A 22,015-nucleotide genomic window follows, 5' to 3' on the forward strand; every position below is an offset into this window, starting at 1 on the left:
TCTCCGGAGTCACGCCGCGGCGCGTCGGCCACGGCATCCGAAGGCGTGCTCGGCGGCGAAGAGGTCAGGGAGCCGGCGGAAGTGGTGTGACGGCCAGAGCGGGGCCGGCGGATGCCTGCGGGCGGAGGCGTCCGCCCGTGGCGGCGAACCAGCAGCCCACGATGATGAGCGGGAATCCGAGGAGCAGTCCCGGGGTCAGGGGCTCGGCGAGGACGATCGCACCGAGGACGATCGCCACGACCGGGTTGACGTAGGTGAACAGCGGCGCACGAACAGGGCCGACCTCACGAATGAGCGCGAAGAACGCCAGGAAGGCGACAGCGGTGCAGATGACGGCCAGCGCCAGGAGCGCGAAGATCGAGGGAAGCGTGGGCACCTCGTGCTGCGTGAGCAGACCGATGGGCAGATAGATCACGCCGATCATGAGCAGGGACAGCGTGATGGTGCCGAGCGAGGGGACGTCGTTCAGCTTGCGCGCGACGATGAAGGGCGCGATCGCATAGAGGATGGCGACCAACAGCACCTCGCCGGCCGCGAGCAGACTGACCTCGCCGCCGAAAAGTCCTGGGCCGGCGACGACGATCGCGACGCCGATGAAGCCCACGAGAAGACCGATCCCGCGCGCCGGGCGCAGCACGCCCCGGTCTCCTCCGCCCAGGGCGATGAGGGCGGCGAACAGCGGCACGGTGGCGACGAGCAGACCGGTCATGCCGGAGGGCAGGGTCATCTCGGCGTGACCGAGCAGCACGAACGGTCCGGCCATCTCGACGAGCCCGAAGGCGAGCACCCAGGGCCAGTGCTTCCACGCCGCTCTCAGCGCACCGCCTCGGAGAGCGAACGGCAGCAGCAGCAGGGCCGCGATGAGAGTGCGCCCAGCGACGATGGCGGGAGGCGAGAACGACTCGACCGCGATGCTGATGAACAGGTAGGGCACACCCCACAGCAGCGCCATGGCCCCGAAGAGCAGCCAGCCGCGTCGTGTGAAGCCGCCCTGGGTGCTCACAGCACGCGCCGGCCCTCGAATGCGCGGCCGAGGGTGACCTCGTCGGCGTACTCGAGGTCGCCGCCGACCGGAAGGCCGGAGGCGAGGCGGGACACCGTGATCTGCATGGTGGTGAGCAGGCGGCTGAGATAGCTGGCCGTCGCCTCACCCTCGAGGTTGGGGTTGGTCGCGAGGATGACCTCTTGCACCGTGGCATCGGCGAGACGAGACATCAGCTGCGCGATGCGCAGGTCGTCCGGCCCGATGCCGGCGATCGGGCTGATCGCACCACCGAGCACGTGGTAGAGGCCACGGAACTCGCGGGTGCGTTCGATCGCGGCGACGTCCTTCGCGTCTTCGACCACGCAGATGAGGGCGGTATTGCGTCGGGGATCGCGGCAGATCGCACAGCGATCCTGCTCTGAGACGTTGCCGCAGATCTCGCAGAAACGCACCCGCACCCGCACCTCGACGAGAAGCTCGGCGAGCCGCGCGACGTCGAACGTCGGCGTCTGCAGGATGTGGAATGCGATGCGCTGCGCGGACTTGGGGCCGATTCCGGGGAGCCGGCCGAACTCGTCGATCAGCTCCTGGACGATTCCGTCATACATCAGGAGAACCTCGTCGGGGGCTCGTAGGGCTCTTCGCGAACGAACGTCGCGCCGAGCACCTGGCGGATCACGGCCTCACCGTAGCGCTGGACTCCCCCGGCGGGGGTGCGCTCGGTGATCACCGGGGCTGCTGCGGCCGAAGCCACTCTGCGCGCCGGGGCTGCCTGCACGGGCGTCTGCCCCGCGGATGCGGAGGGAGACGCCGACTGCGCGCGGGCGGCCGCCGGTGCGGCCTGCGATGTGGGCGCAGGCTCGTAAGACGGGTCGTAGGGCGGCTCGTCGTCGAAATAGGGCGGCTCGTCGTCGAGGGGAGGCGGCGGCTCGTCTCCTCCGGAGGGCCGATCGTCGCCGGGGGTCGTGGGCGTCGCCATCGGCGCCGAGGCAGGAGCGGCCTGCACGGTCGTCGCCGCGGCGGGTGCCGGAACTGCCACCGGCGCGGGCACTGCGACCTCGGATGCCGGGATCGACGCGACCGCCCATTCGGTCACCGGAGCGGCGGACGCACCGTGTGCCTGAGGTGGCGACGTCCGAGCAGCGGGCGTCTCAGCGCGCTGTACGTCAGCAGAAGAAGTCTGCGGAGGCGAGGGCTGAGCGCGCTGTGAACCCGCTGACGCAGGCTCCGATGCGGGCGCGTCATCTGTCGGGCGCGCCGCCGAGGGCGACGAGGGCTGGCGAGGCGCACCACCCGCGGGCATCGGCGCAGGCAGGTACTTGACGCGCACACCGAGTTCCTGCTCGATGGCTCCGCGCAGATGGTCGGACGGACCGGAACCCGGCGTCGTCCCCTTGAACTTCGCCACGTCGTGCTGGCTGGCGAAGCCGAGGGTGAGCACCTCGGTCTCTGTGACGAACGCGAGTGGCTGCACGGCGGTGGCCAGCAGCCACGACGTGCGGCTGACGCTCTCGAGTCGCTTGAGCACGGCCGGCCAGGCGGCGGTGATCTGCTCGAACGCGACAGGCCCCGACGGCGGGGCGGTCTCGGCGGTCGGTGCGGCCGGCGGCGTCGATGTCGCGTCACCCGATGCCGCGGGCTCGGCGTCCGCGTTCTCGACCACCGCGTTCTCGACCACCGCGGTCTCAGCCACGGCGTCCGACCCGACGTCAGCAGACCCGACGTCGGCCGACTCGGCGACGCGCTGGGTCCCGGCAGCGGGCGCACCGGCCGCAGCGGGCTGGACAGCCGCAGCACGGGGAGCGGCAGCGGGCTGAGTCCCCGCAGCAGGAGGCACCGTCGCGCGTGCCGGTGCCGCGGAGGCACTCTGCGCGGACGGGACGGCGGCGGCCGTCTCCGCTCCCCCTCCTGAGGCGAGGACACGAGCGACCATCAGCTCGAGGTGCAGTCGGGGCGACGTGGCGCCCGACATGTCGTCGAGCGCGGCGCTGACGATGTCGGCCGTGCGCGACAGCCGCGCCGATCCGAAGGAGTCCGCCTGGGTGCGCATGCGAGCGAGCTCGTCGTCGGCGATGCCGCGAAGCACGGAGGATGCCCCGGCACCGACCGCGGCGATCACGATGAGGTCACGCAGGCGTTCGAGCAGGTCGTCGACGAAACGACGGGGGTCCTGGCCGGTCTGCACCACACGGTCGATGGCGGGGAACGCCGCGGCCGCGTCGGCGGCGGCGAGCGCGTCGACGATCTCGTCGAGCAGCGCCGCATGCGTGTAGCCGAGGAGAGCGACCGCGCGCTCGTAGGCGACGGTCACCGTCTCGGAGCCCGCGGGCGAATCGGACCCGGCGATCAGCTGGTCGAGCAGCGAGAGCGTGTCTCGCGGGGAGCCGCCGCCTGCCCGAACCACCAGGGGCAGCACGCCGCGCTCAGCGACCACGCCCTCTTCACCGCACAGCTTCTCGACGTACTCGAGCATCGCGGCCGGCGGCACCAGACGGAACGGGTAGTGGTGCGTGCGCGAGCGGATGGTGCCGAGAACCTTCTCGGGCTCGGTCGTCGCGAAGATGAACTTGACGTGCTCCGGCGGCTCTTCGACGAGCTTCAGGAGAGCGTTGAACCCCTGCGGCGTCACCATGTGCGCCTCGTCGAGGATGAAGATCTTGTAACGGTCGCGGCTGGGAGCGAACGTCGCCCGCTCGCGCAGGTCGCGGGCATCGTCGACGCCGTTGTGGCTGGCCGCATCGATCTCGACGACGTCGAGTGATCCGCCGCCGGCGCGCGACAGCTCGACGCAGCTCGGGCAGGTGCCGCAGGGCACATCGGTCGGCCCCTCCGCGCAGTTGAGGCAGCGGGCGAGGATGCGCGCAGACGTCGTCTTTCCGCATCCACGGGGTCCGGAGAACAGGTAGGCGTGGCCGACACGGTCGCCGCGGAGGGCGGTCATCAGAGGTTCGGTCACCTGGGACTGCCCGATCATCTCGCCGAACGACTCGGGGCGGTAGCGGCGGTAGAGGGCTGTGGTCACCAGAACAGCCTACGGCGTGCCACGGACGTTCCGGCAGCCGGGCGCCGACGATCGTGCGGGTGATCCCCGACGCGCCGCTCAGGCCGCCGACGAGCGGCGAGGAATCAGGAAGACACGGCCTCGAAGACGCCGCCGACGACTTCGACGACCCCACCTGTCGCGTCGACGAGCTCGCCGACCGCGCTCACGAGATGCACGACGCCGCCCACCAGCTCGATCACGTCGATCACGGCCCCCGCCACCTCCATGGCGCCATCGATCCCCTCGGCGACACGCAGCTCCCGCGACTCGGTCTGCAGCACAGCCGTCCACGAGCGTTCGAGGCCGAAGAGCACCGCATAGGGCAGCAGTCGCTCGTTGAGCAGGAACCTCTGGAGTCGTGCGCTCGAGGCCTCAGCAGAGACATCCGCCCTCAGCTCTGCTCCCCCGGCGGATTGCGAGAACCGCAGCGGCTCCGCCTCGGCGAGGGCGATGTACTCGCGCATCCCGGCGAGATGCGCGCGCATCGGCTGCGCGGCCGGGCGGAATCGGCGCCACGGCCGCGGTGCGACCGCGATGGCGGCGATCGCGACGACCAGACCGGCGATCAGCACCACGTAGAGCGCGGCGCCCGGTTCGCTCACCGCCCAGGCGGCGACGAGCAGGAGCAGGCAGACCCCGATCACCAGCACGGCAGCGACGCGGATCAGGAACGTGGCCCACCCGCGTCGTCCCCGGGCGATGAGCCCCGCGGACGCGAGTCGCTTCTCCGTCTCGTCCAGGACTCCGCGCACTCGGCGGTGCAGCGCCCGAGCATCCGAGCTGAACCGTCGCACTCGCCCCGGAGTGTGATCCGGACCGAACAGCGCCTCGAGGACGCTGAGCTCCTCGGGCGTGAACGTCGCGCCGTCGACGATCTCCATGCCGACAGGCGCACGCTTTCGCGACCCGCCCGACTCCGCCGCATCTGCATCGACCAGCAGCCGCACCTTGCGGCGTACGGCCAGGTCGATCAGAGCGGCGGCGACCGCCTTCCGGTCCGCATTCAGCAGCAGTGCGTCGTACAGCACGGTCGCGCCCTCTGCGGGCGTGAACCGCGCCCCGGGCGACGCCACGCGCTGCGCGGAGCGCGCACGCTCGACCACGGCGAGCACCAGCAGGAGCAGCGCGGGCGCCAGCCCGAACAGCACTGCAGTGATCAGCACCCTCAGTCGATCGATTCGATGATGGGGATCGCGGTCGTGATCACCGGGACGGATGCCGACAGGCGCGTGCCGTCTTCACGAAGAGCGTCCGCGAACTGCCGCAGCGACGGGCGGCCGGGGATCAGCGGTCCCTGGTCCGCGAGCGGCACGACGACCTCGCGATCGGTCGTGGCGATGTACGCGACGTCGCGCACCGTGAACGGCACCGGGTCTCCGCTGTCCACGCGGACGCGCAGCTCGTCCGTCGTGAGCGTGATCTGCAACGCGGATCCCTGCCACTGCAGCGGGTACGACAGCGACGGCCAGTCGGCGGGCAGCCGCGGGTCGAAGCTGAGCTCGCCGGCGTAGTCGCGCATGCCGCCGAAGCCGCACACGAGAGCCGTCCACACGCCACCGGCGGAGGCGACGTGCACGCCGTCTGCCGCGTTGTGGTGCAGGTCGTGCAGGTCGACGAAGAGCGACTGGCGGAAGTACTGCAGAGCGAGATCCTGGTAGCCGACCTCGGCGGCGAGGATCGACTGCACGACCGCCGACAGCGTCGAGTCACCGGTGGTCAGCGGGTCGTAGTAGTCGAAGTCCGCCTTCTTCTCCTCCGGGGTGAAGTGGTTGCCCTGCAGGAACAGTGCGAGCACGACATCCGCCTGCTTCAGCACCTGGAACCGGTAGATGACGAGCGGGTGGAAGTGCAGCAGCAGCGGGCGCTGCTCCTTCGGCGTGTGGGCCAGATCCCATACCTCGCGCTCGAGGAACAGCGAGTCCTGCGGGTGGATGCCGAGGCGCTCGCTGAACGGGATGAACATCGCGTCGGCGGCGCGCTCCCATCCCTCCGCCTCGCCCTCGGCGAGCCCGGTGCGCTCGACGACCCTGGCGAACTCCTCGCCGTCGGCCTCCTGCGCCTCTCGCACGACCCTCGCCGCGTAGCGCAGGTTGTAGCGTGCCATGACGTTCGTGTAGAGGTTGTCGTTGACCACCGTCGTGTACTCGTCGGGCCCCGTCACACCGTGGATGTGGAAGGTCTCGATGCCGTCGTCGTCCTTCGTGTCGGCGACGAGCCGCGAGGTGCGCCAGAAGCCGAGCGTGGCCCACAGGCGAGCCGTCTCGATGGCGATGTCGATGCCCTCACGACGCAGGAAGTCCTCGTCGCCGGTCGCACGCACGTACTTGCCGAGCGCGAAGCTGACGTCGGCGTTGATGTGGTACTGAGCGGTGCCGGCCGCGTAGTAGGCCGACGCCTCTTCGCCGTTGATCGTGCGCCAGGGGAACAGCGCGCCCGCCTCATTGAGCTGCGCGGCCCTTCGGCGGGCTGCAGGCAGCATGAGCACTCGCGCCCGAAGCGCGTTGCGCGCCCACTGCGGCGACGTGTAGGTGAGGAACGGGAGCACATAGATCTCGGTGTCCCAGAAGTAGTGGCCGCTGTATCCGGATCCCGAGACGCCCTTCGCAGGCACACCCGTTCCGTCGGCGCGCGCCGACGCCTGAGCGAGCTGCAGGAGGCACCAGCGGGTCGCCTGCTGGATGTCGTCGTGCCCGCCGATCTGCACGTCGCTGCGACCCCAGAAGGCGGCGAGCCACTCGGCCTGCCGGTCGAACTGCGCCTGGACGCCCTCGAAGGCGACGCGGTCGAGCGACCGACGGCAGCGATCGACGAGCTCGCGAGCCGGCACGCCCCGGGAGGTGTGGTAGCTGACGAGCTTGGTGACCGTGATGGGCACTCCGGCCTTCGCCTGCACGCGGAACACGTTCTTCGAGATGTCGGCCTCGATCAGCGTGCGCGACGTGTAGTCGTTCTCGGTCTCGATGATGTGATCGGCGACGACGGCGACCGTCATTCCGGAGTCGGCGACGCTGTACGACAGCGCCGAGCGCAGTCCGTCCTGCCAGTACTCGCCGGGCTCGAGCACGCGCTCGGCGATCTTCTCGGCCTTGCGCGGATCGAATCCGCCCTTCGCCTGGTTGGGGGTGCCCGCGTAGACGCCGGCGCCGTCCTGGCGGTTGATCATCTGGCAGCTGACGGTGACGGGGGCGTCGGCGTTCTCGACGACGACCTCGAGACGGAGCACGGCGAGGTGTCGCTCCTCGAAGCTGACGATGCGCTCGTCGCGCATGCGCACACGCTTGCCCGACGGCGTCTCCCACACCACGACGCGCTCGAGCACGCCGGTGCGCATGTCGAGCGTGCGGCGGTACTCGCGCACGTCGGCCTCGTCGAACGAGATCGGCTCGTCGTCGACGTACACGCGCATGACCTTGGCATCCGGTGCGTTGACGATCGTCTGCCCGACCTCGGCGAAGCCGTACGCCTGCTCGGCGTGCCGAATCGGCCAGGTCTCGTGCAGACCGTTGATGAAGGTGCCGTGCTCATGGGCACCACGACCCTCGATGTGGTTGCCCCTGAGCCCGAGGTAGCCGTTGCCGACGGCGAACAGGGTCTCGGCCACTCCGTCTTCGGAGTATCGCATCTCGATGAGCCGCCAGGGGTCGACGGGGAAGCGGTCGCGGTCGATCATGCGGGGTCCTCGTTGTCGGAGCGGGTGTCCTGGTCGGCGGAGTCTGAATCGGAGCGCGCACCCTCGTCGGCGGCGGCGTCGACGAACACGTCGAGATCGCTGACGACGACGGTGGCACCGGCGGCGCGCAGCGCGTCGGCTCCGGTGCCGCGGTCGACGCCGACGACGACCCCGAACCCGGCGGCGGCCGCGGAGGCCGCTCCCGAGGTGGCATCCTCGACGGCGATGCTGCGGGCGGGATCGACGCCCAGCGCGGCGGCACCGGCGCTGAACATGTCGGCGGCGGGCTTCGAGGCGAGGTTGTCGCGTTCTGCGACGACACCGTCGACCACGACCCGGAAGAACGAGCGGAGGCCGGCGGCGGCGAGCACCTCTTCGGCGTTCTTGGAGCTGGAGACGACGCCGATCGGGATGCCGGCGGCGTGCAGCTTCTCGACGAGCGCCAGCGAGCCGGGGAACGGTGCGATGCCCTCGCCCCGCAGGGACTCGGCGAATGCGGCGTTCTTGCGATTGCCTATGCCGCAGATCGTCTCGGCCTCGGGCGGGTCGTCGACCGCTCCCCAGGGGATCTCGACGTTGCGGCTGCGCAGCAGGCTCGCCACGCCGTCATAGCGCTTCTTGCCGTCGACGTAGTCGAAGTAGTCAGCGTCCGAGTACGCCGGCGTGATCCCCCAGCGTTCGAACGCGTCGTCGAACACGACCTTCCACGCGCGCATGTGCACCTCGGCGGTCGGCGTCAGCACCCCGTCGAGGTCGAACAGGACGCCTTCGGCGCGGAGCGGATCGGGCAGAGCTTCGGGCACAGGAGCCTCCAGGAGAAGGACGAGGGGTTGTTCCGGCACCTCTCCGTGCCACTGTGCAAGCGTAGTGCGGCCCGGCGCCGGGCGGTAACCCCCGAGGCGTGTCGATCAGAGCATGCGAGAGGTCTGTCTCGCGATCTCGAGCTCCTCGTCGGTGGGCACGACGAGCACGGTGACCCGCGAGTCGTCGGTGGAGATCCGTCGGATGCCGCGCTGCCGCGCGGTGTTGCGCCCCTGATCGATCTCGACCCCGGCGAATCCGAGCGTGGCCATCGCCTCTGCGCGCACGACGGCCGCGTTCTCGCCGACCCCCGCGGTGAAGGAGATCACGTCGACCCCGCCGAGCTGGGCGATGTACGACCCCGCGTAGGCGCGCAGGCGGTGGATGTAGACGTCGAACGCGAGCGTTGACGCCGCGTCTCCGGCATCCCTGCCCGCGAGGATGTCGCGCATGTCGCTGTGCCCCGCGAGTCCCTTCAGGCCGCTGCGCGAGTTCAGGAGCACGTCGAGATCGTCGATCGAATATCCGGCTCTCCGCGACAGATGCACCAGCGCCGCGGGGTCGAGGTCTCCCGAGCGGGTTCCCATCACGAGCCCTTCGAGCGGCGTCAGCCCCATCGACGTCTCGACCGATCGTCCACCGTCGATCGCGGTCACCGATGCGCCGTTGCCGAGGTGGAAGACGATCTGCCGCAGTGTGCCGAGGTCGCGTCCGAGGAACGCGGCGGCCGATTCGCTCACGAACTGGTGGCTCGTGCCGTGGAATCCGTATCGACGCACCCGGTGCTCGGCGGCGAGCTCGGCGTCGATCGCGTACGTGTAGGCGGCCGGAGGGAGGGTCTGGTGGAAGGCCGTGTCGAACACGGCGACGTGCGGCACGCCGGAGAACACCGCCTTCGCCGCGACGATCCCGGCCAGGTTCGCCGGGTTGTGCAGCGGGGCGAGCACCGAGAGCTCCTCGATCTGCTCCTCGACGTTCTGAGTCACGAGCGTCGGCGCATAGAACCGCGCCCCTCCGTGCACCACGCGGTGACCGACCGCGACCGGAGGATGCTCGTCGAGCAGCGGACCATGCTCGGCGAACTGCTCGAGCATCACCGTGAAGGCCGCGCCGTGATCGGCGACGGGGCGCTCGGAGTCGTATGAGGCGTCGAGCATCGCCACGACCGCATCCGCAGTGGTGTCCGGACGGATCGTGTGCCGGACCGCGCTGAGGTCCTGACCGATCCGCTCGATGAGCCCCGCGGCGAGCTCGTTCTCGTTCTCGATGTCGATCAGGCTGTACTTGAGCGACGAGGACCCGCTGTTGATGACGAGGATCGCGCTCACACCGCCGCTCCTTCGGACTGCGCCTGGATGGCGGTGATCGCCACGGTGTTGACGATGTCGTCGACCAGCGCACCGCGCGACAGATCGTTGATCGGCTTGTTGAGCCCTTGCAGCACCGGGCCGATCGCGACGGCGCCCGCCGAGCGCTGCACGGCCTTGTAGGTGTTGTTGCCGGTGTTGAGGTCGGGGAAGACGAAGACGGTCGCGCGGCCGGCCACCGCGGAGTCGGGGAGCTTCGCCTTCGCCACCGCGGCGTCTGCGGCGGCGTCGTACTGGATCGGTCCCTCGACGAGCAGCTCCGGGGCGCGCTCGTGCACGAGGGCGGTGGCTGCGCGGACCTTGTCGACGTCGGCGCCCGATCCGGATTCGCCGGTCGAGTACGACAGCATCGCGATGCGGGGCTCGATGCCGAACTGCTGCGCGGTCGCCGCAGACGAGATCGCGATGTCGGCCAGCTGCTCGCTGGTCGGATCCTGGATCACCGCGCAGTCGCCGTACACGAGCACGCGGTCGGCGAGCGCCATGAGGAAGACGCTCGACACGACGGTGACTCCCGGCTTCGTCTTGATGATCTCGAACGACGGACGGATGGTGTGTGCTGTCGTGTGGGCGGCGCCCGAGACCATGCCGTCGGCGAGCCCGAGGTGCACCATCATCGTTCCGAAGTACGAGACGTCGGTGACGGTGTCGGCCGCCTGTGCCAGCGTGATGCCCTTGTGCGCGCGCAGCCGCGCATACTCCGTCGCGAAGCGCTCGACCATCTCGGGATCGGTCGGGCTGATCACCTGTGCCGCCGAGATGTCGACGCCGAGCTCGACGGCGCGCGCCCGGATCGCCGACTCGTCGCCGAGGATCGTGAGGTCCGCGACCTCGCGCGCCAGCAGAGTGGCGGCCGCGCGGAGGATGCGATCGTCATCGCCCTCCGGCAGCACGATGCGCCGACGGTCGGAGCGTGCGCGCTCGATGAGTCCGTACTCGAACATCAGCGGAGTCACGACGCGCGACTCGGCGAGCCCCAGCTGGGTGGTGAGCTCGGCGATGTCGACGTGGGTCTGGAAGAGCCCCAGCGCGCGATCGTAGCGGCCGCGGGACTCGGGAGAGATGCGACCCCGCGCTCCCATCACGCGCACCGCGGTGTCGTAGGTGCCCAGGTCCGTCGCGATGATCGGCACGGTCGAGGTGAAGCCGTCGAGCAGCTGCACGATCGGCTCGGGAAGAGGGAAAGGGCCGTTGAGGATGATGCCCGCGACCCGCGGGAACGTGCCGGAGGCATCGGCGAGCAGCGTCGCCAGCAGCACCTCGGTGCGGTCGGCGGGGATCACCACCACCGACTCCTCCGTGAGCCGGGGAAGCACGTTGACCATCGACATGCCCGCGACCACGATCGTCAGGGCCTCGCGGCCGAGACGATCAGGGTCGCCCTTGATGAGCCGGCCGTCGACGGCCGCGAGGATGCCGTCGATCGACGGCGCCACCAGCGTACGGTCCTCGGGGATCGCCCAGACGGGCGTGGTCTTCTGCGGACGCAACGCAGCGACGGCCTCCTCGATCCCGTCGAGCTGCTCGGGGTCGGCTCGATTCACGATCACCGCGAACAGCTCGGCGCGCTCGACCTCGAGTTCGGAGAGCGCGAGCGCCCCGATCTGCCCGACCGCGGCGGGAGTGCGGGCGGTGGTGGTTCCCAGCTGCTCTGCCTGACGCTGCTGATCGCGACCGCTCAGCACGAGCAGCACGGGCGCAGCCAGGTTCGCGGCGATCCGGGCGTTGTACCCGAGCTCTGCGGGGCTGGCGACATCGGTGTAGTCGCTGCCGATAATGACCACGGCGTCGCACTGCGCCTCGACGGCCTTGAACCGAGCGACGATCGTCGAGAGCGCCCCGTCGGGATCGTCACGCACATCGTCGTAGGTCACGCCGATGCAGTCCTCGTAGTCGAGGTGCACTCCGTCGTGCGCGAGCAGCAGCTCGAGCACGTCGTCGCGCTCGGTGACCGACCGCGCTATCGGACGGAAGACGCCGACCCGGGGCGTGACGCGCATGAGCGCATCGAGCACACCGAGGGCGATGGTCGACTTGCCTGTATGGCCTTCGGCCGAGGTGATGTATATGCTCTGCGCCACAGCTCCACCCTAGGTGCACGACCTCATGATCTCGCTGGGTTGACAGCCGTGCGAAAACGCTCAGCAGGGCGTGGAGAGAGCGTCGACCACAGCCGTGGCATCCGACGCGTAGCGCGTGTAGTAGGTGGGGTCGACGTTGATCTGCACCCGATGGATCGCGAGGGACGGATCCATCGACTGCCAGTCGGGCACCCTCGCGAGACGTTCGTAGAACAGCGTTGCGGCGGTCGCCGGGTCCATGCGCTGCTCTGCCGACCCCCACCAGTGCTGCTGCTGGAAGAGTCCGATGCTCGTCGTTCGGCTGCCGTCGGGGTTGGTGAACCCGATCGTCTCCCAGTCTCCGTAGTCGATGTTGTTCAGGCTGCTCTCCCCCATCGCCGTCATCACCCCGAGGATCTGACCGTCGCGACCGAAGCCGAGCGCGGTCGCCGTCTGCATGATGGTCGCGGCATTCTCGAGCTGCTCGCCCTGCCACCCCGCCACGCCAGACTCGGGGAACGTGGTCGGATCGGTGATGCAGATCGCCAGCGGTTTCTCGTGAGCGAGCCCCAGCGGGATCAGCACCGCGGCGAGCGCGACGACGATCACGGCCGCGACGGACACCGCGATGCGACGCAGCAGCTTCCCTCGGCGCATCCGCTGCTGCGCTCGACGACGCGGCGACGCACGACGCGTGCGCGAGCTCAGACGGGTCGGCGCCTTCCCTCTCGCCGACTTCCTGGCTGTCGGCTTTCCGCCGGCCGGCTTCTTTCCGGTCGGCTTCTTTCCGGCCGGCTTCTTGCGAGTCGCGGCTCCTCGGGTGCTCCTGGTCGTGCTCATGAGCCTCGGGTCGTGGTGCTGCCTCTGCCGACGAACGCGGCGAGGCCGCCGCCGATCGCGCCGAACAGATGCGCCTGCCACGAGATGCCCTCGCGCACGCCGACGACGCCCGCGAGCATGGATCCGCCGTAGAGACCGATGACGATGAGCGCGACGATCGCGTAGAGAACGCGGTGTGCCACTCTTCCCGGCGCGACGACCCGCATCACGGTGTATCCGAAGTATCCGAAGACGAGGCCCGACGCCCCGACCGTCAACGCCCCCGGGGAGTTCACGAGCCACGTGCCGAGGCCGCCGATCACGGCGGCGAACGCGGTGACGGTCCAGAACCGGCGTGCGCCCTCGACGGCGACGAGGCAGCCGAGCACGAGAAGCGGCACGGTGTTGCCGATCAGGTGCGCCCAATCCGCGTGCAGAAGAGGACCGACGACGATGCCGCCGAGGCCCGAGAGATCCCACGACCGGAGCCCGAAGCCCGTGAAAGAGCCGGGGAGGACCGCGTCGACGAGCTGTACAGCCCACATCAGGGCGACGAGCAGAAGAGGCGCTGCGAAACGACCGAGAGCACTGGAGCGCGGGGAATCGGCGGTGCTGATCACATCTGGCCTTGTCACGTCACGATCCTGTCAGGACTGGCCCGGAGGACGCTGACAAAAAGAAAGTGACCCTCCGCGCACCCAGCAGAGCCCGGTTACCCTTGCTGCGTTTCCGCCCTGGGGGAATTGGCCTGGATGCCGCCACGCGGAGAGCCGTCGACAAGTCTAGCCGATGTCGGCACCCGCTCTTTGACAGACTGGGCAGGTCATGGATCCCGTCACCGCCACTCCCCTGTCGACGTGGCGCTTTCCGGGCACACTTCGCACCTACCAGGCCGAGGTCCTCGAGCGTCTCGCACCGGGAGGAGCGGGTCCGCTGCACATCGTCGCCCCGCCCGGCTCCGGGAAGACCCTGCTCGGCCTGCTGCTCGCCGCACGCGAAGGCCATCGCACCCTCGTGCTCTCGCCGACGGTGACGATCCGCCAGCAGTGGGTGCGCACCGCTGGGGCGCTGGCACCGCAGGCCGCGGCCGTCTCGGACGACCCCGCGCGGATCGGCGATCTGACGGCACTGACCTATCAGCTGCTCAGCGTGACCGGAGACGGCTCGCCGTTCGACGACCTCGCGCGCTCGGTGTGGGTGGAGGAGCTCACGGCGAGCGGGCGCGTGGAGGCGGACGCGGCGACGTGGCTCGCCGAACTGGCGATCGACAACCCGGGGAGGTACCGCTCCGGCATCCGCACCCGCTCCCGGCGGCTGCGCTCGCACTTCGCGAGGCGACGGCCCGCCGACCTCGCCCGCGTGCTGCATCCGAACGCCGTCGCCCTGATCGATCGTCTCGTGGCCGCGGGTGTGCGCACGGTCGTGCTCGACGAATGCCATCACCTTCTCGATCACTGGGCCATCGTGGTCGCGTACCTCGCCGGTCGCATCCGCGAGAGCGGCGTCGGACCGCTGCTGATCGGCCTGACCGCGACCCTTCCCTCTCCCGACGACGAGACCGAGTTCGAGAACTACAGCCAGCTGCTCGGCGAGGTCGACTACGAGGTGCCGACCCCCGCCGTGGTGAAAGAGGGCCATCTGGCCCCCTATCGCGACCACGTGATGTTCACCGAGCCCACGCCCGCGGAGGCCGGATTCCTCCGTCGTCACGAGGCCCTGCTGCACGAGATGATCACGCGGGTGCTGTCGACGCCCGACGCGGTGTCGTACCTCGAGCATCAGCTGCAACCGGCAGAGGACTCCGACGGCGAGGGAACGCCGCTCACACGCCTCGACCGTGCGTTCTCTGCAGACTTCCCCCTCACACGATCCTGCGCTGTCGTGCTGCGCGAGGTCGCGCCGCGGCATCCGCTCGTCGCCGCGATCCCGCCGGTGCTGCTCGAGCGCTGCACCACCGACGACCTGCTCACGGTGCTCTCGCGCTTCGCCCAGGTGCGACTGCTGTCGGACCCCGCCGCCGCGCGACAGTGGGAGTACGTCCGACGCTCTCTGGCCGACTTCGGCTATTCCCTCACCGACCGCGGTATCCGTCGCGGCCGCAACCCGGTCGAGAGCACCCTGGCATTCTCGGCGGCGAAGGATCATGCGGCCGTCGAGATCCTCCGCCGAGAGCTCGACGGCGACGACGGCGACCGCGTCCGCGCCGTCGTCGTCACCGACTTCGTCGAGCACGGCAACAACCGAGGGCTGTCCGGCGACGCTCCGGCCGGGGCACTGCGCACGTTCGATCTGCTCGCCGTCGACGACGCCACCGCGGCGCTCCGGCCCGTGCTGCTCACCTCCGGGCACCTGCGCGTCCGCGCCGACGATGCGGTCGACCTCGCCCGGGCGCTGGCCGAGCTGATCGGCGAACCCGTCGAGGTCGCCGCGGGCATCGGGCCCGTGCGCGACCTCGAGGTGCGGGGCGTCGGAAGCGGACGTCTCGTCGGCGCGGTGTCGGAACTGATCCGCCGAGGCGACGTGCGGCTGCTCGTCGGCACCCGCGGACTTCTGGGCGAAGGCTGGGACTGCCCGGCCGTCAACACCCTGATCGACCTCACGACCGTGGCCACCTCATCGGGCACACAGCAGCTTCGGGGCCGCACCCTGCGGATGGATCCGGACTGGCCGGAGAAGGTCGCGCACAACTGGTCGGTCGTCTGCCTGATCCCCTCGGATGTCGACCTCGACGACTCGTCTGAACCGGCTCGACTGCGCCGCCGTCATTCGCACCTGTGGGGTCTGAGCGCCGACGGCGACGGTCGGATCGTGAGCGGACTCGGCCACGCGCTGCCCACCGCGGTCTCCGAGGCATGGGAGCGAGTACTCGACAAGGACACGTCCACCTCCATCGGCGATCTCGACGCGCTGCTGCGCGAACGGTGGCCGACCCGGAGCAGCACCAGGAGCGAGTGGCGGATCGGCGAGCGATATGAACCGCGCGAACGCGAGGTCGTGGCGGTGCGTCGCGCCCCGCGCGCACCGCTGCTGCGCACTGCGCAGGCAGCGGGTGCCGGCGCGGTGGGATCCTTCATCGCCGGAACGGCCGGAGTCGGCGGGCTCGTCGGCGGGCTCATCGCGTCGGGAGTCGATGTCGCCCCGCTGCTGTGGGCCGCGCTCGCGCTCGGCGGTGGCGCCGCCGCTGCCGCCGTCTCATCGCTGCGGATGCTCGCCCGGCTGCTGCGCGACCGTCGGCGGCCCGCCGGGATCTACCGGGCGGCAGCGATCGCCGTCGCCCGCACCCTGCGCGACGCGGACCGGATCGGCCCCGTCGACGACGCCATGATCGTGGCACGACCGGACGACGCGGATCCGACCCGGATCCGCATCGAACTGGGAGGCTCAGCCCACGACGCGCGCGTGATCGCAGATGCCGTGGAGGAGCTGTTCGCGCCGGTGCGCACTCCGCGTTTCCTGCTGCGCATCGACGCCGCCGGCCTGCCTCGGCTGCGGTTGCTCGAGCGGCTCGCCGATCGCCTCTCGCCCGGACGCACTCTGCTGGCGGTGCCTCGGCTGATCGCTCGCCGTCGCGGTGACGCCGAACGCTTCCGCGGGCACTGGCAGGCGCTGATCGGCACCTGCACGCTGCACGAGCTCACCGGAGTCGAGGGGCTCGCACTGCTGCGGGTCGCCCGCAGCGCCGACGATCGGCTGGACGCCGCGGAGCCCCGCGCCCGCGTCTGGGGCTGACGGTCGCGTCGCGGACCGCACCCCGCCCCGGACCCGGAGCACGGTTCCCACCCCATCCGTAGACAGCCGGGTTACGATCAGATCACGCGCACCGCAGCGCCCACGCGAGAGGGAACGCATGCCAGAGAATCCGCCCCTGACCCCGGCCGTCGTCGATGCCGAGCAGTTCGCCGCGCAGACGTCTGCCATCGTCGAGTCTGTCGGACGGGTCATCGACGGAAAGCCGGATGCCGTGCGGAGCGCTCTCGTGTGCCTGCTCGCAGAGGGCCACCTGCTGATCGAAGACGTACCGGGAGTCGGCAAGACGGTGCTGGCGCGCGCGCTGGCCGCGAGCGTGGATGCCACTGTGCGCCGCATCCAGTTCACCCCCGACCTCCTCCCCGGTGATGTGACGGGCGTGAGCGTCTACAACCCCGTCGACCGGGAGTTCGAGTTCAAGCGCGGCGCGGTGTTCGCGCACATCGTGATCGCCGACGAGATCAACCGCTCTTCTCCGAAGACGCAGTCCGCGCTGCTCGAAGCCATGGAAGAGGGGCAAGTGACCGTCGACGGATCGACGCACATGCTTCCCAACCCCTTCCTGGTCGTGGCGACCCAGAATCCTCTCGAGATGGAGGGCACCTACGCGCTGCCCGAAGCTCAACGCGACCGCTTCATGATGCGCATCTCGATGGGCTACCCCGACGCGGCGGCCGAAGCCCTCATGCTCCGCCAGCGCGACACGGTGAACCCGCTCGCCGCGGTGCGAGCCGTCGCGAACGCGGGGTCGGTCTCGGGGCTGATCGCCTGGGCTCGCTCGGTGCACGTCGCCCCGGCGCTCGAGGAGTACACGGTCGCTCTCGCCCAGGCGACCCGCGCCGACCCCAACCTGCACCTCGGCGCGAGTCCGAGGGCGACCCTGCAGCTGATCCGAGCCGCGAAGGTCTGGGCGGCGCTCGATGGACGCGACTTCGTGATCCCCGACGACGTGACGGCGCTGATCGTCCCTGTTCTCGCGCACCGTCTTCTTCCGGCCCGCGGGGCGCACCGTGCGGGCGCCCAGCCGGTAGAAGCGGCCCTGCGACAGATCGTCGAGCGCGTGCGGGTGCCCGTGACGGCGCGCTCCTGACCCTCAGCTCGCCATGCCACACCGTCGAACCCTCACCCTTCGGGGCACGGGTGCGCTCCTCTCCGGTCTCGGCTGCCTGATAGCGGCGAACATGGTCGGCGCGCCGATCCTGCTCTACATCGGCGTCCTCCTGCTCGCGCTCACCGCCTTCTCGGTGCTCGTCGTGCGGGTGCCGCGCCGTGCGGGCACGGTCACTCGTCAGATCTCGACCGACCTGCTGACGGTCTCGGAGACCTCTCGCGTCACGCTGCGCTTCACTCTGCGCGCCCTGCGCGTGCCTCGAGGTCTGTGGCGCGATGTGCTCCCGCCCGCGGTCACCGGCGATTCGGCCGGCGAGTACCCGTCGGAGACCGGCCAGCTGAGCTACCTGATCACCGGTGTGCGGCGCGGTGTATGGCCGATCGGTCCACTGGTGCTGCGAACGGTCGACCCGTTCGGCCTCGCCCAGCGCGAGCAGGCGTTCGGCGAGACCCGCTCCGTGACGGTCGTGCCCGAGGTGTTCACACTCGCGCCGCTGACCGTCAAGGTCGGCGCCGCCGGCGGCACAGCGCACACCTCGTCGAGCCGACTCGGGCAGGGCAGCGACAATCTGTCGCCGCGCCGCTACATTCCCGGCGACTCGATGCGTCGCATCCATTGGAGGGCGACCGCGCACCGCGGGCAGCTGATGGTGCGCCAGGAAGAGGAGGAGTCGAGCCCCGACGCGCTCGTGATCCTTGACCGAAGCGCGGCGCGCTGGGCGCGCCCGGGCGACGACGAGGATCGAGCGTTCGAGACCGCCGTGTCGATGTGCGCCTCCGTCGCCGTGCACCTCGTGCAGGAGGGATACGGCGTCGACGTGATCGACAGCAGCGGCACGCTCCTGGGCACCCTGCGCGGTCACGAAGACGACCGCGACGGTCTGCTCGTCGCCCTCGCGCTGGTCGGCCCGCGCGGGGACGCACGCGACATCATGACCCTGGTCGGCGGCACCCCTCCGGGCCCGCTCGTCTACATCACGGGCGAGATCGACGAAGAGGATGCCGCCCTGCTGCGTCCCTCCGGTGCCGCGGCCCCGATGCTGTTCGCGACCGCGCCGCAGCGCGGTGCCGCAGCGGCAGCCGAGCAGCACGGCTGGCGTTTCGCGCGACTGGGCGACGATGTCGCAGAGGCGTGGGAAGACGTGCTGCCCGACCGCATCGGCGGCCCCGCCGAGCAGCGGGGAGCGACCGATGTCACGAGCTGAGCGAAAGGCCGAGCGCGGATCCCGCCTGTCGTGGCACCGCGAACACGAGCTGCCCGCCGGCACGGTCGTGCCGTCGGTGCTGGCCGCGGCCGCCGGGCTCGTCGCGATGTGGCCGTTCACGTCGGTCATCGAGCCCGGCACGTGGTCGTTCGCGGTCCTGGCGGTGGTCGTCGTCACCGCGCTCACCGGCATGGCGTCGCGCACTCTGATGCGCGGCCGTCCGACCTGGGCGCGCGACCTCGTCACCATCGCCGTGCAGATCCTGGCGGTGATGGGCACCGTGACCCTGCTCGTCGCCGGCGACACCGCGGTGTTCGGCCTCATCCCCACCGACGCGACCTTGTTCACATTCCAGGCGCTCGCGGCCGCGGCGTGGGAGGAGATCACGTTCGGCTCTGCGCCGATCGCCGCCTCCCCCGGACTCGAAGCCGTGATGGGCGTGGGCTTCGGCATCGTCGCCATCCTGCTCGACCAGCTGGTCGCGCAGCGCGGAGCGATCCTCGCCAGCCTTCTCACGGCCGTCGTCGGATCCGTGCCGATGATCGTCACCCTCGGCGGAGTCAACGTCGTCTGGTTCGTGATTCTCGGCATCCTGATCCTCGCCCTGCTGGGGTACACGGCGGCTCAGAACCCCGAATCGCCCCGACGCACATCGGTGGCGATGGCCGCGGGCGTCGGCGTCGCGGCGCTCGCGGCGACCGTGATCGTCGCACCGGTCCTGCCAGTGTCGGCAAGCCTCGCGGGCACAGGCACGGGCGTCACGGTCGATGCGTCACTGCGGCTCGGCGATGACCTGCGCCAGCCGAACCCGGTCGAGGTGCTCACGTTGGCGACGACGGCGGACACGGCGCCCTACCTGCGACTCACGACGCTGTCGACGTTCAACGGACGTGTGTGGGAGCCGGATCGCGGCGACCTGCAGGCGCAGAGCGAGGGGTTCGGCCCCGCCGAGTGGACGGACGACATCGCGACCACCGACCAGAACACCTCCATCAGGGTGATCCGGATGTCGAGTTCCTGGCTTCCGGTGCCCTACCCCGCCACGAGCGTGCAGGGTCTCCCCTCGACCTGGAGGGTGAGCCCGGAGAACCGAACTCTGGCATCTCGCAGCGCGGATGCCGTGGGCAACGACTACACGGTGCGGTCGCTCGAGGTGTCGCCGACTCTCGAGCAGATTCGCGCGCTGCCCGCCGCTGCACCGATCGTCGATCCCGGCACGGAGCCCGTCGAGCTGCCTGAGGTCATCGGCGAGACGGCGGCAGGCGTCACCGCTGACGCCACGAACGACTACGACCGGCTGATCGCGTTGCAGTCGTGGTTCCGCAGTCAGTTCTCCTACTCCCTGGAGACCCCGGTCGATGAGGGTTTCGACGGCACCGGCGCGGACGCGGTCGCGCGGTTCCTCGATGTGAAGTCGGGGTACTGCATCCACTTCGCCGGCGCGTTCGCGCTCATGGCGGAGAGCCTCGACATGGAGGTGCGCATCGTCGTCGGCTACCTGCCCGGCGCCCTGACCGAGACCACGCGCGGCGACGAAGCCGTGTACTCGGTCTCCAGCGACCAGCTGCACTCGTGGCCCGAGGTCCTCTTCCCCGGCGTCGGATGGGTGCCCTTCGAGCCGACCGCCTCTCTCGGGGTGCCCACGTCCTTCTCCGCCGCGGCGACCGCAGGCGGCGGTTCGGGCGGTGCTGCCACACCGGCTCCGACCGCCGCCCCCAGCACCGAGCAGACGTCGGGGCCCGAGCTCGAGCGTGAAGACGCGGGCGACAACGCCGGCGCGACCGGAGAGCTCCGGCGACTGGACCCGACCCCTGTCGTGCTGACGACGCTCGGCGTGCTGGTGGTGCTGCTGCTGCCCGCATTCGCTCGTCTCGCACTGCGCATCGCCCGGCGCGGACGCGCACGAGGCGGTGACGCAGGGACGGCCTGGACCGAACTCCGGGCGACGATGCAGGATCTCCGCCTGCCGCTGTCGGATGCCGAGACGCCGCGCATGCGCGGCGACGATCTCATCAGGGACAGCCGGGTGGATGCCTACGCCATGCGGGTGCTCGTCGAAGCGGTCGAGCACGCCAGCTACGCGCGCCCCTCGGCGAGCGCGATGCGAGATCTCGACGCGGCTCTCGTCGAGGTGACGGCTCAGCTGCGCCGCAGTGTCGACAGGTGGACGAGACTGCACGCGTTCCTGCTTCCGCGATCGCTCTTCGCGAGCCGACGCACCGACGTGCCGCTGCTCACCTGAGCTCGCGCGTCGCGGCCCGACGAGGGCGCACGCGATGAGATCAGGCCGCGTGCAGGTCGCAGCGCACGGTGTCGCACGATTCGCAGACCACGAACTGGGTGCGGCACGCGAGATCGGGGCAGTTCGCCGTGCGCTTGGTCGCCGTGCCGCAGCCGGCGCACTCGCCGATGACGGCCGCGTGATCCGTGAAGTCGACGGATCCGCGCTTGTCGAACACGTAGAGCGAGCCCTCCCACAGGCCGTCGTCGCCGTACTGCTCGCCGTAGCGGACGATGCCGCCTTCGAGCTGGTACACCTCGCCGAATCCGCGCGCGGTCATCAGGCTGGAGAGCACCTCACAGCGGATGCCGCCTGTGCAGTAGGTGACGACCGGCTTGCCCTTGAGGTCGTCGAAAGCGCCGGAGTCGAGCAGCTGCACGAAGTCGCGTGTGGTCTCCGTGTCGGGAACGACGGCTCCCCGGAAGCGGCCGATCTGCGCTTCGAGCGCGTTGCGGCCGTCGAAGAAGACGACGTCGTCGCCCCGCTCGCCCACCAGGTCGTGCAATTCCTCGGGGGTGAGTCGGGTGCCGCCGCCGACGACGCCCTGCTCATCGACGCGCAGCTCGCCCGGCGCTCCGAATGACACGATCTCGTCGCGCACTTTGACGCTCAGCTTGGGAAAGTCGAGACTGCGACCATCGGCGTCGACGCCGGTGCCCTCGCTCCACTTGATGTCCGCGTCCGAGAACGGAGCGTAGGACCGGAACGAACGCGCCCATTTCTTGAGCGCCGGCAGGTCACCGCCGAGAGTGCCGTTGACTCCGTCCTTCGAGATCAGGAGCCGGCCACGCAGCCCGAGCGCTTCGCCGAGGTCGCGCTGCCACACCCGGATCGCGTCCGGATCGGCGAGCGGGGTGAAGACATAGAAGAGAACGATCTTGGGTGTTGCCACCCGGCGATTTTACGTCGGCCACCTGACCGCCCGCC

15 protein-coding genes and 1 other RNA gene are annotated in these 22,015 nt (G+C 70.2%); 4 read left to right on the plus strand and 12 right to left on the minus strand.

Annotated features, from left to right (window positions below; translation table 11 throughout):
• Nucleotides 1-64: 64 nt before the first annotated feature.
• The 11 genes from OPU70_RS14585 to ffs form a co-directional block, all read right to left on the minus strand.
• The gene (locus OPU70_RS14585) at nucleotides 65-1,003 is read right to left on the minus strand and encodes a DMT family transporter (protein ID WP_498558102.1); all 939 of its coding nucleotides are present in this window, start codon (nucleotides 1,001-1,003) and stop codon (nucleotides 65-67) included.
• Entirely contained in the window at nucleotides 1,000-1,593 is a 594-nt protein-coding gene (recR, locus tag OPU70_RS14590; protein ID WP_042539643.1) for a recombination mediator RecR, read from the minus strand. Before recR ends, OPU70_RS14585 begins: the two co-directional genes overlap by 4 nt.
• A complete protein-coding gene (locus tag OPU70_RS14595; protein WP_498558103.1) occupies nucleotides 1,593-4,007 on the minus strand; it encodes a DNA polymerase III subunit gamma and tau in 2,415 nt (804 codons plus the stop codon). The genes recR and OPU70_RS14595 overlap by 1 nt, the downstream gene beginning before the upstream one ends.
• A gap of 104 nt (nucleotides 4,008-4,111) precedes the next feature.
• A complete protein-coding gene (locus OPU70_RS14600; RefSeq protein ID WP_367823562.1) occupies nucleotides 4,112-5,191 on the minus strand; it encodes a DUF2207 family protein in 1,080 nt (359 codons plus the stop codon).
• Nucleotides 5,192-5,193: 2 nt separating this feature from the next.
• The gene (locus OPU70_RS14605) at nucleotides 5,194-7,698 is read right to left on the minus strand and encodes a glycoside hydrolase family 65 protein (RefSeq protein ID WP_498558104.1); all 2,505 of its coding nucleotides are present in this window, start codon (nucleotides 7,696-7,698) and stop codon (nucleotides 5,194-5,196) included.
• Nucleotides 7,695-8,501, minus strand: coding sequence for an HAD family hydrolase (locus OPU70_RS14610; RefSeq protein ID WP_079113333.1), 807 nt, complete (start codon nucleotides 8,499-8,501; stop codon nucleotides 7,695-7,697). Before OPU70_RS14610 ends, OPU70_RS14605 begins: the two co-directional genes overlap by 4 nt.
• 105 nt (nucleotides 8,502-8,606) lie before the next feature.
• Nucleotides 8,607-9,827 (minus strand): acetate/propionate family kinase, encoded by a 1,221-nt coding sequence (locus tag OPU70_RS14615; RefSeq protein WP_498558105.1) that lies wholly within the window; start codon nucleotides 9,825-9,827, stop codon nucleotides 8,607-8,609.
• Nucleotides 9,824-11,947, minus strand: a complete 2,124-nt coding sequence (pta, locus tag OPU70_RS14620) for a phosphate acetyltransferase (protein WP_498558106.1) — start codon at nucleotides 11,945-11,947, stop codon at nucleotides 9,824-9,826. The genes OPU70_RS14615 and pta overlap by 4 nt, the downstream gene beginning before the upstream one ends.
• 60 nt (nucleotides 11,948-12,007) lie before the next feature.
• Nucleotides 12,008-12,766 carry a hypothetical protein gene (locus OPU70_RS14625; protein ID WP_498558107.1) on the minus strand — a complete coding sequence of 253 codons (759 nt, stop codon included), beginning with the start codon at nucleotides 12,764-12,766 and terminating at the stop codon, nucleotides 12,008-12,010.
• Nucleotides 12,763-13,380, minus strand: a complete 618-nt coding sequence (locus OPU70_RS14630) for a rhomboid family intramembrane serine protease (protein WP_498558108.1) — start codon at nucleotides 13,378-13,380, stop codon at nucleotides 12,763-12,765. Before OPU70_RS14630 ends, OPU70_RS14625 begins: the two co-directional genes overlap by 4 nt.
• Nucleotides 13,381-13,423: 43 nt before the next feature.
• An RNA gene (ffs, locus tag OPU70_RS14635) (signal recognition particle sRNA small type) lies at nucleotides 13,424-13,520 on the minus strand.
• A gap of 50 nt (nucleotides 13,521-13,570) precedes the next feature.
• On the opposite strand from ffs, the gene OPU70_RS14640 reads away from it, so the two are divergent.
• From OPU70_RS14640 to OPU70_RS14655, 4 genes are all read left to right on the plus strand, one after another.
• Nucleotides 13,571-16,474, plus strand: a complete 2,904-nt coding sequence (locus OPU70_RS14640) for a hypothetical protein (RefSeq protein WP_498558109.1) — start codon at nucleotides 13,571-13,573, stop codon at nucleotides 16,472-16,474.
• 118 nt (nucleotides 16,475-16,592) lie between these two features.
• A complete protein-coding gene (locus OPU70_RS14645) occupies nucleotides 16,593-17,582 on the plus strand; it encodes an AAA family ATPase (RefSeq protein ID WP_042539622.1) in 990 nt (329 codons plus the stop codon).
• Nucleotides 17,583-17,595: 13 nt separating this feature from the next.
• Complete coding sequence (locus OPU70_RS14650) at nucleotides 17,596-18,807, plus strand: DUF58 domain-containing protein (protein WP_042539620.1); 1,212 nt, start codon at nucleotides 17,596-17,598, stop codon at nucleotides 18,805-18,807.
• Nucleotides 18,794-21,049, plus strand: coding sequence for a transglutaminase TgpA family protein (locus OPU70_RS14655; protein WP_498558110.1), 2,256 nt, complete (start codon nucleotides 18,794-18,796; stop codon nucleotides 21,047-21,049). The genes OPU70_RS14650 and OPU70_RS14655 overlap by 14 nt, the downstream gene beginning before the upstream one ends.
• A gap of 40 nt (nucleotides 21,050-21,089) precedes the next feature.
• Here the strand turns inward: OPU70_RS14655 and trhO are convergent, their stop codons facing one another.
• The gene (trhO, locus tag OPU70_RS14660; protein WP_042539616.1) at nucleotides 21,090-21,980 is read right to left on the minus strand and encodes an oxygen-dependent tRNA uridine(34) hydroxylase TrhO; all 891 of its coding nucleotides are present in this window, start codon (nucleotides 21,978-21,980) and stop codon (nucleotides 21,090-21,092) included.
• Nucleotides 21,981-22,015 lie beyond the last annotated feature (35 nt).

The organism is Microbacterium sp. SWDP-B6, assembly GCF_059803615.1.